Origin of the sequence: Curtobacterium sp. MCBA15_001 (assembly GCF_001864835.1) — a bacterium.
Lineage (GTDB): Bacteria > Actinomycetota > Actinomycetes > Actinomycetales > Microbacteriaceae > Curtobacterium.
In genome coordinates this window covers 293,157-314,745 of record NZ_MJGI01000025.1, presented here as the reverse complement: position 1 = coordinate 314,745, position 21,589 = coordinate 293,157, and the positions used below count along the sequence as shown (strand labels likewise).

The following is a 21,589-nucleotide window of genomic DNA, read 5'->3' as shown; positions in this document are numbered from 1 at the left end:
GCGATCTGTCGCTTTCGCGAACGGGACTGCGGTGGGACTAGTCGCGGACGTACGCCGGTGCTGCCTCGGCGTGCGCGTCGCCGACGCGGTGCACGCGGAGGTCGTTCGTCGAGCCCTCGATCCCGGGAGGGGACCCGGCCGTCACGATGACCCGGTCGCCGGGTGCCGCGAGGCCGTTCTCGATGAGCACGTCGTCGACCTGCGAGAAGAGCTCGTCGGTGTGGGTCTTGCGCTCCACCAGGAAGGACCGGACGCCCCACGTCAGTGCCATGCGGCGACGTGTGGCCTCGTTCGGGGTGAAGGCGATGATCGGCAGCCCGTGGCGCAGGCGCGACATGCGGCGGGCCGAGTCGCCGGACTCGGTGAAGACGCAGAGGTACGACGCCGCGGTGAACTCGGCGATCTCGACCGCGGCGAGCGTGATCGCACCGCCGAGGGTGCGCGGCTTGGTGCCGAGCGGCGCGATGCGCTCGAGGCCGTGGTCCTCGGTGGACTCGACGATGCGCGCCATGGTGCGGACGGTCTGCACCGGGTACTCGCCGACGCTGGTCTCACCCGAGAGCATCACCGCGTCGGCGCCGTCGAGCACCGCGTTGGCGACGTCCGAGGTCTCGGCACGGGTCGGGATCGGCGAGGAGATCATCGACTCGAGCATCTGCGTCGCGACGATGACGGGCTTCGCCATCCGGCGGGCGAGCTCGACGGCGCGCTTCTGCACGATCGGGACGGCCTCGAGTGGCAGCTCGACACCGAGGTCACCGCGGGCGACCATGATCGAGTCGAAGGCGTCGATGATCTCCTCGAGCGCGTCGACCGCCTGCGGCTTCTCGATCTTGGCGATGACGGGCAGACGCTTGCCCTCTTCGTCCATGATCTCGTGCGCGCGGTCGACGTCGGCGGCGTTCCGCACGAACGAGAGCGCGATCAGGTCGGCGCCCTGGCGGATCCCCCAGCGCAGGTCCGCTTCGTCCTTCTCGCTCAGCGCGGGGACGTTCACGGCGACGCCGGGCAGGTTGATGCCCTTGTTGTTGGAGACGGTGCCGGCGACGACGACCTCGGTGCGGACGCGCACGCCGTCGGTGTCGAGGACGCGCAGGCGCACGCGGCCGTCGTCGATGAGCAGCGGGTCGCCGGGCTTGACGTCCTGCGGCAGGCCCTTGAACGTCGTGCCGCAGATCTCCTTGGACCCGGGGACGTCCTCGGTCGTGATGGTGAAGACGTCGCCCACGTCGAGGTGGTGCGGCCCGTCGGCGAACTTGGCCAGACGGATCTTCGGGCCCTGCAGGTCGACGAGGATCGCGACGGGCTTGCCGAGCTCCTCGGCGGCGCGGCGGACGTTGACGTAGTTGGCCTCGTGGACGCTGTAGTCACCGTGGCTGAGGTTCAGGCGAGCGACGTCGACGCCGGCCTCGATGATCTCCTTGACGGTCTCGTAGTCCGAGGTGGCCGGTCCGAGGGTCGAAACGATCTTTGCGCGTCTCACTGGTTTCCTTCGTGTGTGGTGGTGGGGCCTGCGTGCATGGTGTTCGTGGGGCTTCGCGGTACGAAGAGAGGCCACCAGCACCCTATCGAGTGCCGGTGGCCTCCTGCTCACGACGGAGTGGGCATCAGATGGAGATCGCGCGGTCGGTCGCCTTGACGGGCGCCGGCAGCATGGTCGTGCCCTCGAGGTACTCGTCGACCTTCGCGGCCGCGGCACGGCCCTCGGCGATCGCCCACACGATGAGGGACTGACCACGACCGGCGTCGCCCGCGACGAAGACGCCCGGCTGGTTCGTCGTGAAGTCGGCACCGCGTGACACCGCGCCGGCGTCGCTGACCGGCAGCCCCAGCTGCGGCTCGAGCGTGTCGGTCTCGGGGCCGGTGAAGCCCATCGCGATGAGGACCAGGTCGGCCGGGATCTCGCGCTCGGTGCCGGCCTTGGGCACGCGGCGCCCGTCGAGGTACTCGGTCTCGGCGACGCGGAGCGCCCGGACCTCGCCCGCCTCGTTCGCCAGGAACTCGACCGTCGACGCCAGGAACGTCCGCTCGCCACCCTCTTCGTGGGCGCTCGTGATCTCGAACACCGTCGGGAACATCGGCCACGGCTGGTGCTCAGGGCGTTCTTCGGGCGGCTGCTTGCCGATCGCCAGGTTCGTCACGCTGAGCGCACCCTGGCGGTGGGCGGTCCCGATGCAGTCCGCACCGGTGTCGCCGCCGCCGATGACGACGACGTGCTTGCCCTCGGCGGTGATCTGGTTGTCGACCACCGTGCCGGCACCGGCACGGTTCTGCTGCACCAGGTACTCCATCGCGAAGTGCACGCCGGCCAGGTCACGACCAGGGATCGGCAGGTCACGGGGCACCGTGGCGCCGGTGGCGACCACGACGGCGTCGTACCGGGACTTCAGGTCGTCCCAGGTGATGTCGACGCCGATCTCGACGCCGGCACGGAACCGGGTGCCCTCGGCCTGCATCTGCGCGAGCCGGGCGTCGATCTGGCGCTTCTCCATCTTGAAGTCCGGGATGCCGTAGCGCAGCAGGCCGCCGATGCGGTCGTCGCGTTCGTACACGGCGACGGTGTGGCCAGCGCGGGTGAGCTGCTGCGCGGCGGCCAGGCCGGCGGGGCCCGAGCCCACGACGGCGACGGTCTTGCCGGTCAGGCGCTCCGGCGGGTGCGGGGTGACCCAGCCGTTCTGGAAGGCCTGGTCGATGATCGAGACCTCGACCTGCTTGATCGTCACCGGCGGCTGGTTGATGCCGAGCACGCAGGACGACTCGCACGGCGCGGGGCACAGGCGGCCGGTGAACTCCGGGAAGTTGTTCGTCGCGTGCAGGCGCTCGATCGCCTGTCGACCCTCGCCGCGCCAGGTGAGGTCGTTCCACTCCGGGATGAGGTTGCCGAGCGGGCACCCCTGGTGGCAGAACGGCACGCCGCAGTCCATGCAGCGGCCGGCCTGGCGCTTCAGCTGGCCGGACTCCTGCTGCTCGTAGACCTCTTTCCAGTCCATGAGCCGGACCGGTACGGGGCGACGCTTGGGCAGTTCGCGTTCCTGGACCTTCAGGAACCCCTTGGGGTCAGCCACCAGTTACCTCCGGGATGGTCGTCTGGGGTGCGGTCGCCGTCTCAGCCACCGGTCACCTCCATGATGCGATTCCACACGACGTCGCCGTCGGGGTCGAGTCCTTCGTCCACGGCCTGCTTGCGCGTTTCGAGCACGGCCGCGTAGTCGCGCGGCAGGACCTTGACGAACGCGGACAGGTCGCCCGATGCCAGCACGTCCGCCGCGACGGTCGAGCCCGTCTCGGCAGCGTGCCGTTCGAGCAGGTCGGTCAGGATCTCGACGTCGGCGCTGTCGAGCTGCTCGAGCCGCAGTTCCCCGCTGGCGAGCGAGTCGGCGTTGACGTGTTCGGTGCGCAGGCCGTGCACGTACGCGGTGCCACCGGACATGCCGGCGCCGAGGTTGCGCCCGGTCTCGCCGAGGATCACCGCGAGGCCACCCGTCATGTACTCGAGCGCGTGGTCCCCCACGCCCTCGACCACGGCGGTCGCGCCGGAGTTCCGGACCAGGAAGCGCTCGCCCACGATGCCGCGGATGAACATGCTGCCCTGGGTCGCGCCGTAGCCGATGACGTTGCCGGCGATGACGTTCTCGCTCGGCTCGAAGCCGCACGACTCGGCGGGACGCACGATGACGTCGCCGCCCGAGAGCCCCTTGCCGACGTAGTCGTTGCTGTCGCCGATCAGCCGGAGCGTGATGCCGGACGGCAGGAACGCGCCGAGCGACTGCCCGGCCGACCCGCGCAGCGTGATGTCGATCGACCCCGCGGGCAGACCGTGCTCACCGTGCCGCAGCGTGACCTGGTGGCCGAGCATGGTGCCCACGGCGCGCTCGGTGTTGCGGATGGGCAGGTCGAGCGCGATGGACCCGCCGTGCTCGAGCACGTCCGAGGCCTGCTGGATGAGCTGGACGTCGAAGTGCTGCTCGAGCTCGTGGTCCTGCTCGCGGTGGTGTCGTCGGGGCTCGTCGGCGGCGAACTCCGGCCCGTTCAGCACCGGCTGCAGGTCGAGGCCGGACGCCTTCCAGTGCGCCACGGCACGGTCGACGTCGAGTGCCTCGGTCGCGCCGATCGCCTCGTCGAGCGAGCGGAAGCCCAGCTCGGCCAGCAGCTCGCGCACTTCCTGGGCGATGAACTCGAAGAAGTTGACGACGAACTCCGGCTTGCCGGAGAACCGCTTGCGGAGCTCGGGGTTCTGCGTGGCGACGCCGACGGGGCAGGTGTCGAGGTGGCAGACGCGCATCAGGATGCAGCCCTCGACCACGAGCGGTGCGGTGGCGAAGCCGTACTCCTCGGCGCCGAGCAGGGCGGCGACGACGACGTCACGGCCGGTCTTCATCTGCCCGTCGACCTGCACCACGACGCGGTCGCGCATGCCGTTGAGCATGAGCGTCTGCTGGGTCTCGGCGAGGCCGATCTCCCACGGGGTGCCGGCGTGCTTCAGCGAGTTGAGCGGCGACGCACCGGTGCCACCGTCGTGCCCCGAGACGAGCACCACGTCGGCCAGGGCCTTCGTGACACCGGCGGCGACCGCGCCGATCCCGGACTGGCTGACGAGCTTGACGTGCACGCGCGCCGAGGGGTTGGCACGCTTGACGTCGAAGATCAGCTGCTTGAGGTCCTCGATCGAGTAGATGTCGTGGTGCGGCGGCGGTGAGATCAGCCCGACGCCCGCGGTGGCGTGCCGGGTGCGTGCGACCCACGGGTACACCTTCTGCGGCGGGAGCTGGCCGCCCTCGCCGGGCTTGGCACCCTGCGCCATCTTGAGCTGGATGTCGGTGGCGTGCGTCAGGTACATGCTCGTCACGCCGAACCGGCCGGACGCGACCTGCTTGATCGCACTGCGCCGCTCGGGGTCGAGCAGGCGGTCGACGTCCTCGCCGCCCTCGCCCGTGTTCGACCGACCGCCCAGGCGGTTCATCGCGATCGCGAGGGTCTCGTGCGCTTCCTTCGAGATCGACCCGTAGGACATCGCGCCCGTGTTGAACCGCTTGACGATCGACTCGATCGGCTCGACCTCGTCGAGCGGGACCGGGGTGCGCTCGCCGTGCTTGAAGCGGAACAGCCCGCGCAGGGTCATGAGCTCCTCGGACTGGTCGTCGACCGCCTTGGAGTACTCACGGAAGATGTCGTACCGGCGGGCGCGCGTGGCGTGCTGGAGCCGGAAGACGGTGTCCGGGTTGAACAGGTGCGGCGGTCCTTCGCGGCGCCACTGGTACTCGCCGCCGGTCTGCAGTCGCTCGTGCGCGAGCACCGACCCGTCCTGCGGGTACGCCTGCGCGTGTCGCTCGGCGTTCTCCTTCGCGATGACGTCGATGTCGACGCCACCCAGGATCGACGAGGTGCCCGTGAAGTAGCGGTCGACGAACTCCTGCGCGAGCCCGACGGCCTCGAACGCCTGCGCGCCGGCGTAGCTGGACACCGTGGAGATGCCCATCTTCGACATGATCTTCAGCACGCCCTTGCCGAGCGCCTTGATGACGTTCTTGACGGCCTGCTCCGGCGTGATGCCGCTGAGCATGCCCGACCGGACCAGGTTCTCGCAGGTCTCCATCGCCAGGTACGGGTTGATCGCCGAGGCGCCGTAGCCGATCAGGGTCGCGACGTGGTGGACCTCGCGCACGTCGCCGGCCTCGACGATGAGCCCGACCGCCATGCGCTGCTCGGTGCGGATCAGGTGGTGGTGCACGGCTGCCAGCAGCAGCAGGCTCGGGATCGGTGCGTTCTCGGCGTTGCCGTCGCGGTCGGACAGCACGATGAACTGCTTGCCGGACTCGATGGCCGCGTCGACCTCGTCGCACACGGCCTGGATGCGCTGCTCCATCGCCTGCTCGCCGGCGTCCACCCGGTACAGGCCGCGGATCGTCACGGTGAGGTGGCGGCCGGAACCGGTCTCGAAGTGCTGGACCTTGGCGAGCTGGTCGTTGTCGATGACCGGGAAGTCGAGCACGATCTGCTTGGCGTGCTCCGGCCCGGCGTCGAGGAGGTTGCGCTCCGGTCCGAGCCCCATGCCCATCGACGTGATGACCTGCTCGCGGATGGAGTCGAGCGGCGGGTTCGTCACCTGGGCGAACTGCTGCGTGAAGTAGTCGAAGAGCAGCCGAGGGCGCTGGGACAGCACGGCGATCGGGGTGTCCGACCCCATCGCGCCGAGCGGCTCTGCACCGGCGGCGGCCATCGGGCGCAGCAGCACCCGGACCTCTTCCTCGGTGTAGCCGAAGGCCCGCTGGCGTCGGGTGACCGATGCCGGGGTGTGCACGATGTGCTCGCGCTCCGGCAGGTCACGCAGGTTGATCCGGCCCGCGGCGAGCCATTCGCCCCAGGGGCCCGACGTGGCGAGGTCGCGCTTGACCTCGTCGTCCTCGATGATGCGGCCGGCCTCGGTGTCGACCAGGAACAGCCGCCCCGGACGCAGACGGCCCTTGCGGACGACCTTGGACGCGGGCACGTCGATGACGCCCGTTTCCGAGCCCATCACGATCAGGCCGTCGTCGGTGACCAGGAACCGACCGGGTCGCAGCCCGTTGCGGTCGAGCGTGGCGCCGACGAGCGAGCCGTCGGTGAACGTGATCGCCGCCGGACCGTCCCACGGCTCCATGAGCATCGAGTGGTACTCGTAGAAGTCCCGGAGCTCCGGGTCCATGTCGGCCTGGTTCTCCCAGGCCTCGGGCACCATCATCGACACCGCGTGCGGCAGCGACCGACCGCTCAGGGTCAGCAGCTCGAGGGTCTCGTCGAACGAGGCGGAGTCGCTGGCACCCGGGCTGACGATCGGCAGCAGCGGGGCCATGTCGCCGAGCAGGTCGCTCTCGAGCTGCGACTGGCGGGCGCGCATCCAGTTGCGGTTGCCGCGGACGGTGTTGATCTCGCCGTTGTGCGCGAGCGTGCGGAAGGGCTGGGCGAGCGGCCACGACGGGAACGTGTTCGTCGAGTAGCGCGAGTGCACGATCGCCAGCTTCGACGCGAACCGCTCGTCACTCAGGTCCGGGTAGAACGGCTCGAGCTGCAGCGTCGTGACCATGCCCTTGTAGACCATGGTCCGGCTCGACAGCGACATGAAGTAGATCTCGTGCTCGCGCTCGACGCGCTTGCGGAGCCGGAACGTCTGCCGGTCGAGGGCGATCCCGCTGCGGAGCGCGCCGTCGTCGTCGTGGCGCTCGGACACGACGAAGCACTGCTCGAACGCAGGCATCGCCGCGCGGGCCAGGGTGCCGAGCACCTCGGGACGTACTGGGACCTGGCGCCAGCCGAGCACCCGCAGGCCCTCTTCGGCTGCCAGCGACTCGACCGCGGCCTTCACCGCACGGCGGTCGTCCGCGTCGACGGGCAGGTACGCCGTGCCGACGGCGTACGCCCCCGCTGCCGGCAGCTCCACCGGCGCTTCGGCCCGGAAGAACGCGTCCGGCACCTGGCACAGGATCCCTGCGCCGTCACCGGTGCCTGCGTCGGACCCGACGGCGCCACGGTGTTCGAGGTTCCGGAGCGCCCCGAGGGCCGCGTCGACGATGTCGTGACCCGGCGTGCCACGCAGCGTGGCGACCATGGCCAGACCGCAGGCGTCCTTCTCGTTCGCCGGGTCGTACATGCCCGCGGCCTGCGGCACGGCGGAGAACCGCTGATGCGCCGGCACGCGGGCACTCGAGGCGGAGCGGGTCGGGACCGGCGTCACACCGGAGCGGGGAGGCTGGAGCGCCATGGGGACCGTCCTCGGGAGAGGGTGGAACAGGGACAGCGATGGCCGTGTGCGGCGGGGCTGGAGTCGTGCCCGCTCACCGTCCGACCCCGTGGGGTCGCAGCCGTCAGGAACGGTCGACTGCAGTGGCGACCGAGCCGGAACCAGCGCCGATGGGTGCGTCGTCGCTGTGCTCCGAGTAGGTGTCCTCGGAGTCTACATCGGACTGCGAACGCGGATCGCGACCGGGCAGGTAGGCGCTCGGTTCCTTGCCGGTGTGCCGACGCGACTGCAGCCAGAAGACGACGAGGCCGACGATGATCGCCGCGAAGGACGCCCAGACGTTCGTGCGGATGCCGAAGAAGGTCTCGCTCGTGTCCACGCGGATCGACTCGAGGACCGAGCGGCCGATGCCGTACCAGATCAGGTACAGGGCGAGCACGCGACCCCACTGCAGGTTGCAGCGCCGGTCGATGAGGATGATCACCGCGAAGCCGACGACGTTCCAGATGATCTCGTAGAGGAACGTCGGGTGGAACAGCGTGCCCTCGGGCAGGCCGGTCGGGTACGCAGCGTTCGAGGACTCGATCTGCAGGCCCCACGGCAGGCTGGTGGGCATGCCGAACAGCTCGTGGTTGAAGTAGTTGCCGAGACGCCCGAACGCCTGCGCCAGCAGCATCGCCGGAGCCAGGGCGTCGAGGAACGTCGTGAACCGGATGCCGACCTGACGGCAGCCGAAGTACGCGCCGACGGACCCGAGGATCATCGCGCCGAAGATCGCCAGGCCGCCTTCCCACACGTAGAGGAAGGACCACGGGTCGCGGCCGGGACCGAAGTAGTCGCTGACGTGGGTGAAGACGTGGAACAGCCGACCGCCGACGATGCCGAACGGCACCGCCCAGATCGCGATGTCGATGATGACCCAGCGCTCGACCCCGCGGGCTGCGAGTCGCTGGTTCGTCACGACGACCGCGGCGACGATCCCGAGCAGGATGCAGATCGCGTAGGCGTGGATGCGGAAGTCGAGCGGCAGCGACCAGCCGAAGACGTCACGGAGCCAGGCGGTCAGGTCGAAGTACTGCCAGGCCGTGCTCGGACTCGGGATGCTCAGGAGGGGCATGGAGGTGCTGTCGCCTTTCGGTGTGCGCCGCGGGCGTCGCAGTCGCGACGATCCCGGATCACTGTAGCGCGGGTGGAACGCTGGTCAGGAACCAGCGGCGGCTGTCTGTGGAAACCGTGATCCCGGCCTCCTGACCGGGTCGGTCAGCGGCGCGCGGCGCCCGCCGACAGCTCGGCGGCGCGCTGCCCGACTCCCGTGACACCGAGGTCGGCCAGGGCGCGGACGAAGGCCGAGCCGACGATCGCGCCGTCGGCGTAGTCGAGGACCTCGGCGACCTGGTCGGCCGTCGAGATGCCCAGGCCGACGCACGTGCGCGCCACGCCGGCGTCACGGAGTCGCGACACGACGGTGCGCGCTGCCGTGTCGACCCCGGCGCGGGCACCCGTCACGCCCATCGTGGAGACCGCGTAGACGAACCCACGACTGGCGTCGACGGCCTGGAGCATGCGCGCGTCGGACGACGACGGCGCGGCGAGGAACACCCGGTCGAGCCCGGTGCGCTCCGAGGCACCCATCCACTCGCGGGCCTCGTCGGGGACCAGGTCCGGCGTGATGAGCCCGGAGGCCCCGGCCGCGACCAGGTCGTCGGCGAAGCGGTCCACGCCGTAGCGGAGCACCGGGTTCCAGTACGTCATCACCAGGACGGGCACGTCAGCGCGCTCGGTGATCCGGTGCACGGCGTCGAACACCTGCGCGACGCGGAAGCCGTTCGCCAGGCTCTCCTCGGCCGCGCGCTGGATGACCGGGCCGTCCATCACGGGGTCCGAGTACGGCAGGCCGAGCTCGATGACGTCGACGCCGTTCTCGGCGAGGGCCACTGCGGCGTCCACGCTGGTGTCGAGGTCGGGGTAGCCGGCGGGCAGGTACCCGACGACCGCTCCCGCGCGGGCGACGTTCGCCTGGTCGATGGTCGAGGCGACACTGCGGTCGGTCGTCGTGCTCACAGCTGCACCGCCGTCTCGTCGAGGATGCCGAAGTACCGACTGGCCGAGGCCACGTCCTTGTCACCGCGTCCGGAGAGGTTGACGAGGATGACGCCGTCCGGGCCGAGCTCCTTGCCGAGCTTCATCGCGCCGGCCAGGGCGTGCGAGGACTCGATGGCCGGGATGATGCCCTCGGTGCGGCTCAGCAGCCGGAACGCCTCCATCGCCTCGGTGTCGGTGATCGGCTCGTACTGCGCCCGACCGATCGACGCCAGGTAGGCGTGCTCGGGGCCCACGCTCGGGTAGTCCAGACCGGCGGAGATGCTGTGGCTCTCGATGGTCTGCCCGTCCTCGTCCTGCATCAGGTACGACTTCGCCCCCTGCAGGACGCCTTCGCGGCCGAGCGTGATGCTGGCGGCGTGCCGACCGGTCTCGACGCCGTCGCCGCCGGCCTCGTAGCCGAGCAGACGGACGGACTCGTCGTCGAGGAAGGCCTCGAAGATGCCCATCGCGTTCGACCCACCACCGACGCAGGCCGCGACGGCGTCGGGCAGGCGTCCGACCAGGTCGAGGACCTGCTGCCGGGCCTCGACCCCGATCACCTTGTGGAACTCGCGGACCATCTCGGGGAACGGGTGCGGGCCGGCGACGGTGCCGAGCAGGTAGTGCGTCGAGTCGACGTTGGCGACCCAGTCACGGAGCGCGTCGTTGATCGCGTCCTTGAGGGTCTTCGAACCGGTCTCGACCGGGATGACCTGTGCGCCGAGCAGCCGCATCCGTGCCACGTTGAGCGCCTGTCGGTCGGTGTCCACGGCGCCCATGTAGACGACGCAGTCCATGCCGAACAGCGCCGCTGCCGTGGCGGTCGCGACGCCGTGCTGGCCGGCGCCGGTCTCCGCGATCAGGCGGGTCTTGCCGAGGCGCTTGGCGACGAGCGCCTGCCCGAGCACGTTGTTGATCTTGTGCGAGCCGGTGTGGTTGAGGTCCTCGCGCTTGAGGATCACCCGGGCTCCACCGGCGTGCTTGGCGAACCGAGGCACCTCGGTGATGATCGAGGGCCGGCCCGTGTAGTCGCGCTGCAGGGCGTCGAGCTCGGCGTGGAAGGCCGGGTCCGCCCAGGCTTCGCGGAAGGCCGCTTCGAGTTCGTCGAGCGCCAGCACCAGCGATTCGGGGACGAAGCGTCCTCCGAAGTCGCCGAAGTACGGGCCGTGGAGGTCGCGGAGTGAGGTCACGATGGTGCTCCAGACGAGTCCGGCTCGCGGCCGGACCCACAGGGTGTCAGGCGTCGAGGAACGACGCGAGTGCAGCGGCGGGGTCGGCGCCGGTGACCAGCGCTTCACCCACCAGGACGACGTCGGCACCCGCAGCGCGGTAGTGGGCGACGTCGGCGGGACCGGTGACGGCGGACTCGGCGACGCGGACGACCCCGTCGGGGATCCGGTCGGCGAGGGAGCCGAACAGGTCGCGGTCCAGCGAGAAGTCGGTGAGGTCGCGGGCGTTGACGCCGAGGATGCGTGCGCCGGCATCGATCCCGCGGCTCAGTTCCTCGCCCGAGTGGGCCTCCACCAGGACGCGCATGCCGAGCTGTTCCGCCAGTTCGTGGAGTTCGACCAGCTGCTGCTGCTCGAGCGCCGCGACGATGAGCAGCACCACGTCGGCGCCGGACACGCGGGCTTCGACCACCTGGTACGGGTCGGCGATGAAGTCCTTGCGGAGCACCGGGACGGACACCCGCGCCTTGACGGCCTCGAGGTCGGCGAGCGAGCCGAGGAACTTGCGTCCCTCGGTCAGGACGCTGATGGCAGAGGCACCGCCACGCTCGTACTCCGCGGCGAGACCGGCCGGATCGGCGATCGGGGCCATCGACCCGCGGGAAGGGCTGGCACGCTTGACCTCGGCCAGGACCTTCACGCGGTCACCGGGGGCCAGGAAGTCGAGGGCGTCGAGGGGCGAAGCGACCCGGTCGAGGTCGCGTTCGAGGTCCGACAGCGGACGGTCGACACGACGGGCGGCTGCGTCCTCGAGCGCGCCCGCGACGAGGGTCTCGAGCACGTTCTGCATGCCGGGCCCTACTCGTTGTGGTGCTTGGGGACGAACTTCGGGCCGTTCACGCCGTAGCCCGCCTTGCCCATCACGAAGCCGACGACGAGCCCGACGACGACGATGCCGGCTGAGGCCCAGACGCCCCAGGCGATGTCGAACCAGAAGCAGAAGGTGCCGATCGTGAAGCCCACCAGCATGATGATGACGGACGTCCAGGCTGCCGGCGAGTGGCCTTCGCCGAGTTCTGCGGGCTCAGTGGTGCTCACGGTGCTCCTCGTGGTCGGGTGCGTCGTCGGTCGAACGGCGCAGGTCCGATCCTACCGTGTCGTCATGGACGGCCCCGGACGACGGGTCGACACCGGACGTCGGGTCGACGCCCGCGCTCAGGTCGTCCCAGTCGACGATCGCGTCCCGCTGCACGGGGACCTTCGGCGCGGTGGCCGTCGGGGTGGCCGCGTACTTGCGGCTCGGCCCCGGCCACGAGCGCTGCACGACGAGCACGAGCACTCCGAGCAGCGCCGCCAGCACCCCGCCGGCGATCCCCACGGCGGGCCACAGGGACACGTCGACACTCGTCACGATGCGGCGCACCGCGGACAGGTCGCTCACCCCGGCGACGTCGCCGATCGCGCCCTTGGCAGCGGCCACCGGGTCGGACAGCGCGCTGATGCCGGACACGACGATGCCCACTCCGAGCAGGACCTGGATGACGGCGAGCACGACCCGCACGACCCGCCCGGCGATGGTCATCGCCAGGAAGAGCGCCAGCGACGCGATGGCCAGCGCGGTGAACTGCGGCACGGCCTTCGAACCGTCGGCGACCACGGTCGAGCTGACGGCCGCGGCGGCGTCGAGCCGCACCGTGAACCACGTCTGGGTCCACGAGAGCATCACGATGCCGGCGACGACCAGCCCGGCGAGCACGACGAGCGGGCGGGAGCGCCTCATGACCGGACCTCGCGCATCCGGTTCGCCGTCGCGACGGCACGCAGCGGTGCTGCCGCCTTGTTGACGGCCTCGGCGTGTTCGGTGGCGGGGTCGGAGTCGGCGACGAGGCCCGCACCGGCCTGCACGCGGGCGACACCGTCCTGGATCAGGGCGGTGCGGATCGCGATCGCCAGGTCGGCGTCACCGGCGAAGTCGAAGTAGCCCACGACACCGGCGTACGCGCCGCGCTTGGCTGGTTCGAGCTCGTCGATGATCTGCAGCGCGCGGGGCTTCGGCGCGCCGGAGAGCGTGCCGGCCGGGAACGTCGCGCGGAACACGTCGATGGCGGACTGCCCCGGACGGACGACGCCCTCGACGCTCGACACCAGGTGCATGATGTGGCTGAAGCGCTCCACCGTCATGAACTCCGTCACGGCGACGGTGCCCGGTTCACAGACCTTCTGCAGGTCGTTGCGGGACAGGTCGACGAGCATCAGGTGCTCGGCGCGTTCCTTCGGGTCCTCGAGCAGGTCCTCGCCGAAGCGGACGTCCTGCTCGGGCGTGGCCCCGCGCGGACGTGAACCGGCGATCGGGTGCGTGATCGCTCGGCCGCCCTGCACCTTGACCAGGGCCTCGGGGGAAGCGCCGACGATCCAGAACGGCTTGCCCGCGGTGTCCTCCATCGACAGGAAGTACATGTACGGGCTCGGGTTCAGCGTGCGCAGGACCCGGTAGACGTCGAGCGGGTCCGCCGTGACCTCGTGGTCGAAGCGCTGCGAGATGACGACCTGGAACACGTCGCCGTCGCGGATGAAGTCCTTGGACCGCACGACCGACGCCATGTACTCGTCCGGCGTCGACCGATGCGTCGGGGTCGGCTCGGCGATGTCGAACGCCTGTGCCACCGTGGCGATGCTCGGCTGCACCAGGTCGGCCTGCATCCGGTCGAGGCGCTCCTGCGCACCGTCCCACAGGGCGTCGGCGTCGTCGGTGCCGTCGTTGAGCGCGCTCGCGACGAGCAGGACCAGCCCGGTGCGGTGGTCCAGGGCGGCCATCTCGGCGACGAACGCCAACGACTGTCCGGGCACGTCGAAGTCCGCTGCGGGGACGTCCGGCAGGTGCTCGAGCTGGCGCACGGCCTCCCATCCGATGAACCCGACGGTCCCGCCGACGAGCGGCGGCGTGCCGGGGACGCGCGGCGTGGCCCAGCGTTCGTGCAGGCTCGCCAGGACCTCGAGCGGTGCCCCGTCGAGGGAACCGACCGCGCGCTCCGCGCTCATGCCGGTGTCGATCCAGGCGGCGCGGTCGCCGTCCTGCGTCAGCACGCCGAAGCTGCGGACGCCGACGAAGGACCAGCGCGACCACAGGCCGCCCTGGCCGGCCGACTCGAGCAGGAACGAGCCGGGACGGCCGTCGGCGAGCTTGCGGTAGACGCCGACCGGCGTCTCGCTGTCGCCGTACAGGGCGCGGACGACCGGGACGACGCGGTGGCCGTCGGCCACCAGGGCGTCGAACTCCGGACGGGAGGTCGTGTGCGGCTGGTCGGAGACCGCTGCGGCCGATGTCGTGGTCGCGTTCGTCATCGGGTCGCCCCCGTCGTGTCGGGTGCGGACGCCGTCACCGGCGTCAGCGGATCGACCTCGAAGCAGCTGTGCGCACCGGTGTGGCAGGCCGCGCCCACCTGGTGCACCGTCACGAGCAGGGTGTCGTCGTCGCAGTCGAACGCCGCGGCGCGCACGTACTGGGCGTGTCCCGACGTGTCGCCCTTCCGCCAGTACTCCTGCCGCGAGCGGGACCAGAAGGTCACCCGCCCCTCGGTCAGGGTGCGGCGGAGGGCTTCGCGGTCCATCCAGCCGAGCATGAGGACGTCCTTGGACGATTCCTCTTGCACGACTGCGGGGAGCAGCCCGTCCGCACCGAAGCGCGCGCGGTCGAGGACCGCCTCGGTGCTGGTGCTGGTGCTGTCGGTCATGAGGCTCCTAGCGTACGGCGTGCCCGGACTCCCGCAGGGCGTCCTTGACGTCGCCGATCGTCATCTCGCCGCGGTGGAAGACGCTCGCCGCGAGCACCGCGTCGGCACCGGCGTCGACGGCCGGCGCGAAGTGCTCGACCCGTCCGGCGCCGCCCGAGGCGATCACCGGGACGCTCGACACCGCGCGGACGGCCCGGACCAGGTCGAGGTCGAAGCCGTTCTTCGTGCCGTCGGCGTCGATCGAGTTGACCAGCAGTTCGCCGGCGCCGCGCTCGACGGCCTCGGCAGCCCACTGGATCGCGTCGAGGTCCGACTCGGTGCGCCCGCCGTGGGTCGTCACGACGAAGCCGGACGGCATCCGGTCGGAGCGCTTCACGTCGAGCGACAGCACCACGGCCTGCGCGCCGAACCGGTCCGCGATCTCGCCGACCAGATCGGGTCGGGCGATCGCGGCGCTGTTCACGCCGATCTTGTCCGCGCCGCACTGCTGCAGCCGCGACACGTCGTCGACGCTCCGCACCCCGCCGCCGACGGTGAGCGGGATGAAGACCTGTTCAGCGGTGCGCGTGACGGTGTCGTACATGGTCGAGCGGTTCTCCACCGTCGCACCGACGTCGAGGAAGGTCAGCTCGTCGGCGCCCTGCTCGTAGTAGCGGGCAGCGAGCTCGACCGGGTCGCCGGCGTCCTGCAGGTCGAGGAAGTTGACGCCCTTCACGACCCGACCGCCGGACACGTCGAGGCACGGGACGACACGGACGGCGACGCCGCCGGTCGCGGCCGGCCTGCTCTCGGGGCCCGTCGCGTCCGTCACAGGCGTGCGGCGTGGATCGGGCTGACCAGGATGGCGCGGGCGCCCAGGTCGTAGAGCGCGTCCATGATGAGGTTCGCGTCGTCGCGCGGGATCATCACGCGGACCGCGGACCAGTCGCGGCCGTGCAGCGGCGAGACCGTGGGCGACTCGATGCCCGAGGCGACGGCGGTGGCCTGCTCGAGCAGGTCCGTCGGGATGTCGTAGTCGAGCATCACGTAGCCGCGGGCGACGAGCACGCCCTGCAGGCGCCGACGCAGGACGTCGATGCCCGGGATCGTCTCGTCGGTCGTGACGAGCAACGCCGTCGACTCGAGGATGACCGGGCCGAAGATCTCGAGCCCCGCCTGGCGCAGCGTGCTGCCGGTCGACACGACGTCCGCGACCGCGTCGGCGACGCCGAGTCGGACCGCGCTCTCGACCGCGCCGTCGAGCTTGACCAGGGTCGCGGTCACGCCGTGCTTCGCGAGGAACTCCCCCACCAGGCCCGGGTAGCTCGTCGCCACGCGGACGCCGTCGAGGTCCGTCAGCGTGGAGAACCGGCCGGGCGTGCCGGCGAAGCGGAAGGTCGAGTCGGCGAACCCGAGCGCGTCGACCTCGTGCGCCTCGGAGCCGGAGTCGAGCAGCAGGTCGCGCCCGGTGATGCCGACGTCGAGCGCACCGGACCCCACGTACGTGGCGATGTCGCGCGGCCGGAGGAAGAAGAACTCGACGCCGTTGCGCTCGTCGAGCAGGTGGAGCGCCTTCGGGTCGCGACGGCCGGCGTACCCGGCCTCGCGCAGCATCTCGGAGGCGGTCTCGGACAGCGAGCCCTTGTTGGGCACGGCGATGCGGAGCATCAGGGTCTGCTTTCTGCTGGAGGTCGGTGACGTCTGTGGACCGCGGTCGCGCGGGTGCGCGGGCGGGTGCCTACAGATGTCGCCAGACGTCCGCCGGGGTCAGGCCCTTGGCGATCATCAGGACCTGCAGGTGGTAGACGAGCTGGGAGATCTCCTCCGAGGTGCGCTCGTCGCCCTCGTACTCGGCAGCCATCCAGACCTCGGCGGCTTCCTCCACGATCTTCTTGCCGATCTGGTGCACACCGGCGTCCAGTTCGGCGACGGTGCCGGAGCCCTCGGGGCGCGTGGCGGCCTTCTCGGTCAGCTCCGCGAACAGGTCGTCGAACGTCTTCACGCTCCCAGGCTACCGTCCCGCGAGCGCACGCTGCGCCGCGTCCCGGAGGTCCTGGATGCGCCCGGCCGGTTCCCCGCCGTAGACCGCCGACCCCGCCACCAGGGTGTCGGCGCCGCTCTGCACGGCGGCCGGCACGGTGTCGACCGCGATGCCGCCGTCGACCTCGAGCCAGACGTCGAGCCCGGAGGCGTCCACCGCCGCGCGGGCGTCGGCCAGCTTGGGCATCACCGACGGCATGAACGACTGGCCGCCGAACCCGGGCTCCACCGTCATGAGCAGGATCATGTCGTAGGCGTCGAGGTGTGCCAGCACGGGCGCGATCGGCGTGCCCGGCTTCACCGCGACCGCGGCACGGGCGCCGTTCGACCGGATGGCCGCAGCCGTCGCCAGGGGGTCGGTCGCGGCCTCGAAGTGGAACGTCACGCTCGCCGCACCGGTCTCGGCGTACTGCGGGGCCTGCGTGTCGGCGTCGGTGATCATCAGGTGCACGTCGAGCGGCACCGGGGAGACCTGCTGCAGGCGCTGCACGATCGGCAGCCCGAGGGTCAGGTTCGGGACGAAGTGGTTGTCCATCACGTCGACGTGCACCATGTCGGCGGTCGCGATGCGCTCGAGCTCCCGCTCCAGGTTCGCGAAGTCGGCGGACAGGATGCTCGGCGAGATGCGGATCGTCACCCGCCAACCCTACCGACCGCGGCCCGGACGGAGACCCCACTCATCGCCACAGCTCCGACGACCGCCAGTCCGCAGGAGCACCTGTCACGGCGAACGGGACGTGGTCGGATGTGGGCCATGACCCGAGCACGCTGGTCAGCTCGGGGGCCGGTCCGTGCAGGACCGCCCGCCGCAGGTGTTGGAGCAGCGACAGTTGCCCGTAGGTGCGGTTCATGACCGGTGCGATCGCGTCGAGGGACGGCACGAGGCCCGGCACCGGGAGCTTCGGGCGTTTCGCGTACACGCGGTTGAACAGGCGCCCGTGGTGAGCGCAGGCGTTCCGGACGATGTTCAACGAGCGCATCCACGACACGAGTTGCGGCGGCCGGAGCCCGAAGCGCGCTGCCACCTCTGACTGCACTGCCGGCGGCGACATCATGAGGAGTCGCACCAGCGACCCCCAGTCCAGGACCTCGACCGCAGCCCAGACCGGCAGGACACCGCTGTAGGAGGACCGGTGGTGGACGACGAAGTCCTCTCGTGACGCTGCGACTTCGCGGTCGAAGCGTGCGCGCCAGTTGGGGTAGTCCGCCCCGGACCGTGCGAGCGCACCGAGGAGCTCCGGCCGGAGGTGTGCGCAGGAGTCCACGCGCCCGAGCGCATGGCCGAGGAAGGCACGGACGGAGAGTTCGATGGGCGCCGTCACGGTGAGGACAGCAGCACGGAGCCGTTCGTCGAACTCGTAGAGGGCGATCACGTCGGCGAAGGCGGCTCCCGAGACGAAGACGTCCCGACGTCGACCGTTCTCGACCGCGCGGAACGGGTACCAGTAGCCGCTGAGCCGGTAGTAGTTGACGCGCGTCAGCCACTCGAGCGCCTGCGCGTGGTCGTCCACACGCAGCCCGCGCCTGACGAGGCGCCTGAGCTGTTGGTCGTACGTCTGGAACGGCTTCGTCGCGCCCACCGGGCACCCCCTCGAACGAAGAGGACCGGCCCTGGACCTGCATCAGCAGGCGGAACCGGTCTTGTCCGACCAACATATCACACTGTCGGCGCTGCGCTCCACTGCGGTGCGGCGAGAGCACCTTCCTTGTTGGCGCACCCGCCCGTCCGCCGCCTAGGCTGCAGTCGTGACCGATCTTCACACTTCAGGCACGGACGCCATCCGGGTGCAGGTCACCTTCGCTCCCGACGACGGCGCTCCGCTGACCGACGTCATCCGCGACCAGCAGGACGTCCTCGAGGTCCTGGACTTCGCGCTCTTCCTGACCCACGGCGACGTACTGCGCTGGACGAACGGCGGCGGCCGCGGGCAGATCCGGCTCGTCCACCTGGACCACGGCACGCCGGTGACGATGGACATCGCCCTCGTGATGTCCGGCGGGCTCGGGCTGACCCACGCCGACGCGATGACGGGCGTGACCGCGGCCGGCACCGTCCTGCTCACCGCCGCGGCAGCCGGACGGACCACCGACGACGTGGACGACCCGGACCGCTCCGCGCGTCGTGTCGCCGCTGACGCCGAGGCGCACGTGGTCGAGGCCATGGAGCGGGTCGCCTACGACGCCCGCGGCACCGACCTGGCGTGGCGCATCCGCGAGGCCGAGGACCAGACGGTCACCCCCGACGGGAAGACGGGCAAGGGGACCCGCTTCGTCCGTGCTGCAGCGCGACTGTCCCGGCGGGACGGCATCGACTTCCGGATGGCCTGAGGACGCGCCGCCGCTCAGACCCGCCGCTGCTCAGACCCGACGGAACAGCGCGATGAACATCGCGTCGGTGCCGATGCGGTGCGGCCACAGCTGCGCCGTCGGACCGTCGGCCACCTGCGGGTCCCGCGCGGCGACGGACCGGACCACACCGGCGGTGTCGAGCTGCTCGAGGACGTCACCGTGGCGCCGCATCAGCGCGTCGACCTGTCCGCGCGTCTCGGCGAGGTGCGGCGAACACGTCACGTACGCCAGCGTCCCGCCCGGTGCGAGCACCCGCACGGCGGCGTCGAGCAGTTCCTCCTGCAGCGCCGCCAGTTCGTGGACGTCCTCGGGGAGCTTGCGCCAGCGTGCCTCTGGTCGCCGACGGAGGGCACCGAGGCCGGTGCACGGCGCGTCGAGCAGGACCCGGTCGTACGTCACGCCGGAGCCGTCCTGGCCGTAGCGCCGGCCGTCGCCCTCGACGACGGTGACGGTGTCGCCGAACCCCGCGAGGGCCGTGCGCACGAGTCCGGCACGCGCGGGCACGAGTTCGTTGGCGACGAGCGTCGCGCCGGCCTGTGCCGCCTCGGCGGCGAGCAGCGCCGCCTTGCCGCCGGGTCCGGCACACAGGTCGAGCCACCGCTCACCGGCGCGGACCGCCGACGACCGGCTGAGTGCCAGGGCCGCCAACTGCGATCCCTCGTCCTGCACGCGGAGCCGTCCGGCCGCCACGCCCGGCACGCGCGCCGGGTCGCCGGTGACGCCCCGGATGCCGACGGGTGAGACCGGCAGGGCGTCGGCCGTGGGGTCGACGTCGGCCGCCGGTGCGTCCGTCACGGCGGTCCCGACGGGAGGCTCGACCCGCGCCGCGTGGTCGTCCCCGGCTGGCTCGGTGGTCGGCGCCAGTGCCCGGGTCACCTCGGCCACGTCGGCCTCGGTCGCGAGTCCGGGCAGCGCGGCGAGCTGGACCCGGGGGGCGACGTCGTCCGCGGCGAGCAGCGCCACGATCTCGTCGCGGGAGCGCTCCGCGGCCAGGGCGTCCCGCAACGAGGCGACGACCCAGGCGGGGTGCGACCAGCGCGTGGCCAGGAGGTCGTCGCCGGAGAGTCCGCGGGTGACCTCGGCGTCCCACTCCTCGGGCGTCCGGGCCGCGACCTTCCGCATGACGGCGTTGACGAACCCGGTGGCGCGGTGGGCACCGACCTCGCGGGCGAGCTCCACGGTCGCCGAGACCGCCGCGTGGGTCGGTGTGCGCAGCGCGAGGAGCTGGTGGACGCCGAGGCGCATGACGTCGAGCACGTCGGCCTCGATGTTCGCGACACGCCGCCCTGACGCCGCCTCGACGATCGCGTCGTACCGGCCGATCATCCGGATGGTGCCGTAGGTGAGCTCGGTCGCGAAGCCGGCGTCCCGCGGCGAGAGCGCGGCGCGACGGATGCGAGTGGGCAGCAGCAGGTTCGCGTACGCGTCGTCGACCTGGACGGCGCGCAGGACGTCGAACGCGACGCGCCGCGCGCTCGGGCCGCGGACGGTCCGGGGCTGCTGCTGGTCGTTCCGGGGGGCGTTCATGCCAGGGTCTTCCCGTCGAGCGTGCCGAGGCCACGGGCCCAGGCGGCGGCGTCCATCGGCTTCTTGCCGGCCGGCTGGACCTCGGTGAGCACCAGCGGACCGTCGGCCGTCCCGACCAGCAAGTGGCCGTCCTGGACCGTGAGCGCGCCGGGGGCGAGCGACGGGGCGGACGCTGCCGGGCCTCCTGGCTGGTGGGCCGTGGCGCGGAGCAGCTTGACGCGGGTGTCCCCCAGGGTCGCCCAGGCCCCGGGTTCCGGGGTGACCCCGCGCAGCTGCGCGTGCACGAGCCGGGCCGGTCGGGCGAAGTCGACGTGCCCGTCCGCGATCGTGGTCTTCGGGGCGGTGGTGGCCTGACCGACCTGCGCGGTCGCGGTCGCCGTGCCGTCGGCGATGCCGTCGACCACCCGGGCGACCACCTCGGCGCCGGTGTCCGCCATCGCTGCGAGGACCTCGCCAGCGGTGGCCTCGGGGTCGATCGCGAACGGCTCGGACGCGAACACCGGGCCAGCGTCCAGGGCCTCGACGAGCTGGAAGGCGGTGGCCGCGGTGCGGGTGTCGCCAGCCATCACGGCCCGCTGCACCGGAGCGGCCCCGCGGTACGCCGGCAGGTCGGAGAAGTGCAGGTTGACCCAGCCGTGGCGCGGGGTGTCGAGCGCCGCGCGGCGGAGCAGCGCGCCGTAGGCCACGATCACCCCGAGGTCGACGTCGAGGTCGGCCAGCTGCGCGGTGACGGCGTCGTCGACGCGGGACGCCTCGATCACGGGCAGCCCCAGTTCGGCCGCCACCTGCGCCACGGGCGTCGGGGTCAGGACCCGCCTGCGCCCCTGCGGCGTCGGCGGGCGGGTGAGCACCGCGGCGATCTCGTGGTCCGAGGCCGCGAGCCGACGCAGGGTGGGGACGGCCGCAGCGGGGCTGCCGGCGACGACGAGACGCATGGGTGCGATCCTCCCACGCCTCAGGTCGTCGTCGCTGCCGCCCGGGGTTCGATGCACATCCGC

At 71.4% G+C, this 21,589-nt stretch carries 19 protein-coding genes; 1 reads left to right on the top strand and 18 read right to left on the bottom strand.

What is annotated here, in order from left to right; genetic code table 11:
- Positions 1 to 37: 37 nt before the first annotated feature.
- The 16 genes from pyk to BIU90_RS13330 form a co-directional block, all read right to left on the bottom strand.
- Entirely contained in the window at positions 38 to 1,483 is a 1,446-nt protein-coding gene (gene pyk, locus BIU90_RS13405; protein ID WP_071300694.1) for a pyruvate kinase, read from the bottom strand.
- Between the two features lie 124 nt (positions 1,484 to 1,607).
- Entirely contained in the window at positions 1,608 to 3,065 is a 1,458-nt protein-coding gene (locus BIU90_RS13400) for a glutamate synthase subunit beta (RefSeq protein WP_071300693.1), read from the bottom strand.
- A 41-nt stretch (positions 3,066 to 3,106) separates the two neighbouring features.
- Positions 3,107 to 7,624 carry a glutamate synthase large subunit gene (gltB, locus tag BIU90_RS13395; protein WP_071301033.1) on the bottom strand — a complete coding sequence of 1,506 codons (4,518 nt, stop codon included), beginning with the start codon at positions 7,622 to 7,624 and terminating at the stop codon, positions 3,107 to 3,109.
- 214 nt (positions 7,625 to 7,838) lie between these two features.
- Positions 7,839 to 8,831 (bottom strand): prolipoprotein diacylglyceryl transferase, encoded by a 993-nt coding sequence (lgt, locus tag BIU90_RS13390; RefSeq protein WP_071300692.1) that lies wholly within the window; start codon positions 8,829 to 8,831, stop codon positions 7,839 to 7,841.
- A gap of 143 nt (positions 8,832 to 8,974) precedes the next feature.
- Entirely contained in the window at positions 8,975 to 9,775 is an 801-nt protein-coding gene (gene trpA, locus BIU90_RS13385; RefSeq protein ID WP_071300691.1) for a tryptophan synthase subunit alpha, read from the bottom strand.
- Entirely contained in the window at positions 9,772 to 10,986 is a 1,215-nt protein-coding gene (gene trpB, locus BIU90_RS13380; RefSeq protein ID WP_071301032.1) for a tryptophan synthase subunit beta, read from the bottom strand. The genes trpA and trpB overlap by 4 nt, the downstream gene beginning before the upstream one ends.
- A 46-nt stretch (positions 10,987 to 11,032) precedes the next feature.
- A complete protein-coding gene (gene trpC / locus BIU90_RS13375) occupies positions 11,033 to 11,806 on the bottom strand; it encodes an indole-3-glycerol phosphate synthase TrpC (protein WP_071301031.1) in 774 nt (257 codons plus the stop codon).
- Between the two features lie 17 nt (positions 11,807 to 11,823).
- On the bottom strand, positions 11,824 to 12,063 hold the full coding sequence (locus BIU90_RS13370; protein ID WP_071300690.1) for a DUF6704 family protein: 240 nt from the start codon (positions 12,061 to 12,063) through the stop codon (positions 11,824 to 11,826).
- Positions 12,050 to 12,745, bottom strand: a complete 696-nt coding sequence (locus BIU90_RS13365; protein WP_071300689.1) for a Trp biosynthesis-associated membrane protein — start codon at positions 12,743 to 12,745, stop codon at positions 12,050 to 12,052. The genes BIU90_RS13370 and BIU90_RS13365 overlap by 14 nt, the downstream gene beginning before the upstream one ends.
- Positions 12,742 to 14,307, bottom strand: coding sequence for an anthranilate synthase component I (locus BIU90_RS13360; RefSeq protein ID WP_071300688.1), 1,566 nt, complete (start codon positions 14,305 to 14,307; stop codon positions 12,742 to 12,744). Before BIU90_RS13360 ends, BIU90_RS13365 begins: the two co-directional genes overlap by 4 nt.
- Positions 14,304 to 14,696 carry a phosphoribosyl-AMP cyclohydrolase gene (gene hisI, locus BIU90_RS13355; protein WP_071300687.1) on the bottom strand — a complete coding sequence of 131 codons (393 nt, stop codon included), beginning with the start codon at positions 14,694 to 14,696 and terminating at the stop codon, positions 14,304 to 14,306. Before hisI ends, BIU90_RS13360 begins: the two co-directional genes overlap by 4 nt.
- 7 nt (positions 14,697 to 14,703) lie before the next feature.
- Positions 14,704 to 15,507, bottom strand: coding sequence for an imidazole glycerol phosphate synthase subunit HisF (hisF, locus tag BIU90_RS13350; protein WP_071300686.1), 804 nt, complete (start codon positions 15,505 to 15,507; stop codon positions 14,704 to 14,706).
- Positions 15,504 to 16,343: an ATP phosphoribosyltransferase gene (gene hisG / locus BIU90_RS13345; protein ID WP_071300685.1), complete on the bottom strand. Its 840-nt coding sequence runs from the start codon at positions 16,341 to 16,343 to the stop codon at positions 15,504 to 15,506. Before hisG ends, hisF begins: the two co-directional genes overlap by 4 nt.
- 70 nt (positions 16,344 to 16,413) lie before the next feature.
- A complete protein-coding gene (locus BIU90_RS13340) occupies positions 16,414 to 16,677 on the bottom strand; it encodes a phosphoribosyl-ATP diphosphatase (RefSeq protein ID WP_071300684.1) in 264 nt (87 codons plus the stop codon).
- Positions 16,678 to 16,686: 9 nt separating this feature from the next.
- Entirely contained in the window at positions 16,687 to 17,352 is a 666-nt protein-coding gene (gene rpe / locus BIU90_RS13335) for a ribulose-phosphate 3-epimerase (protein ID WP_071300683.1), read from the bottom strand.
- A 40-nt stretch (positions 17,353 to 17,392) separates the two neighbouring features.
- Positions 17,393 to 18,295 carry an Abi family protein gene (locus tag BIU90_RS13330; protein WP_071300682.1) on the bottom strand — a complete coding sequence of 301 codons (903 nt, stop codon included), beginning with the start codon at positions 18,293 to 18,295 and terminating at the stop codon, positions 17,393 to 17,395.
- Between the two features lie 166 nt (positions 18,296 to 18,461).
- On the opposite strand from BIU90_RS13330, the gene BIU90_RS13325 reads away from it, so the two are divergent.
- Positions 18,462 to 19,043: a hypothetical protein gene (locus BIU90_RS13325; protein ID WP_139195275.1), complete on the top strand. Its 582-nt coding sequence runs from the start codon at positions 18,462 to 18,464 to the stop codon at positions 19,041 to 19,043.
- 30 nt (positions 19,044 to 19,073) lie between these two features.
- Here the strand turns inward: BIU90_RS13325 and BIU90_RS13320 are convergent, their stop codons facing one another.
- Entirely contained in the window at positions 19,074 to 20,591 is a 1,518-nt protein-coding gene (locus tag BIU90_RS13320) for an RsmB/NOP family class I SAM-dependent RNA methyltransferase (protein WP_071300680.1), read from the bottom strand.
- Positions 20,588 to 21,526, bottom strand: coding sequence for a methionyl-tRNA formyltransferase (locus BIU90_RS13315; RefSeq protein ID WP_071300679.1), 939 nt, complete (start codon positions 21,524 to 21,526; stop codon positions 20,588 to 20,590). The genes BIU90_RS13320 and BIU90_RS13315 overlap by 4 nt, the downstream gene beginning before the upstream one ends.
- Positions 21,527 to 21,589 lie beyond the last annotated feature (63 nt).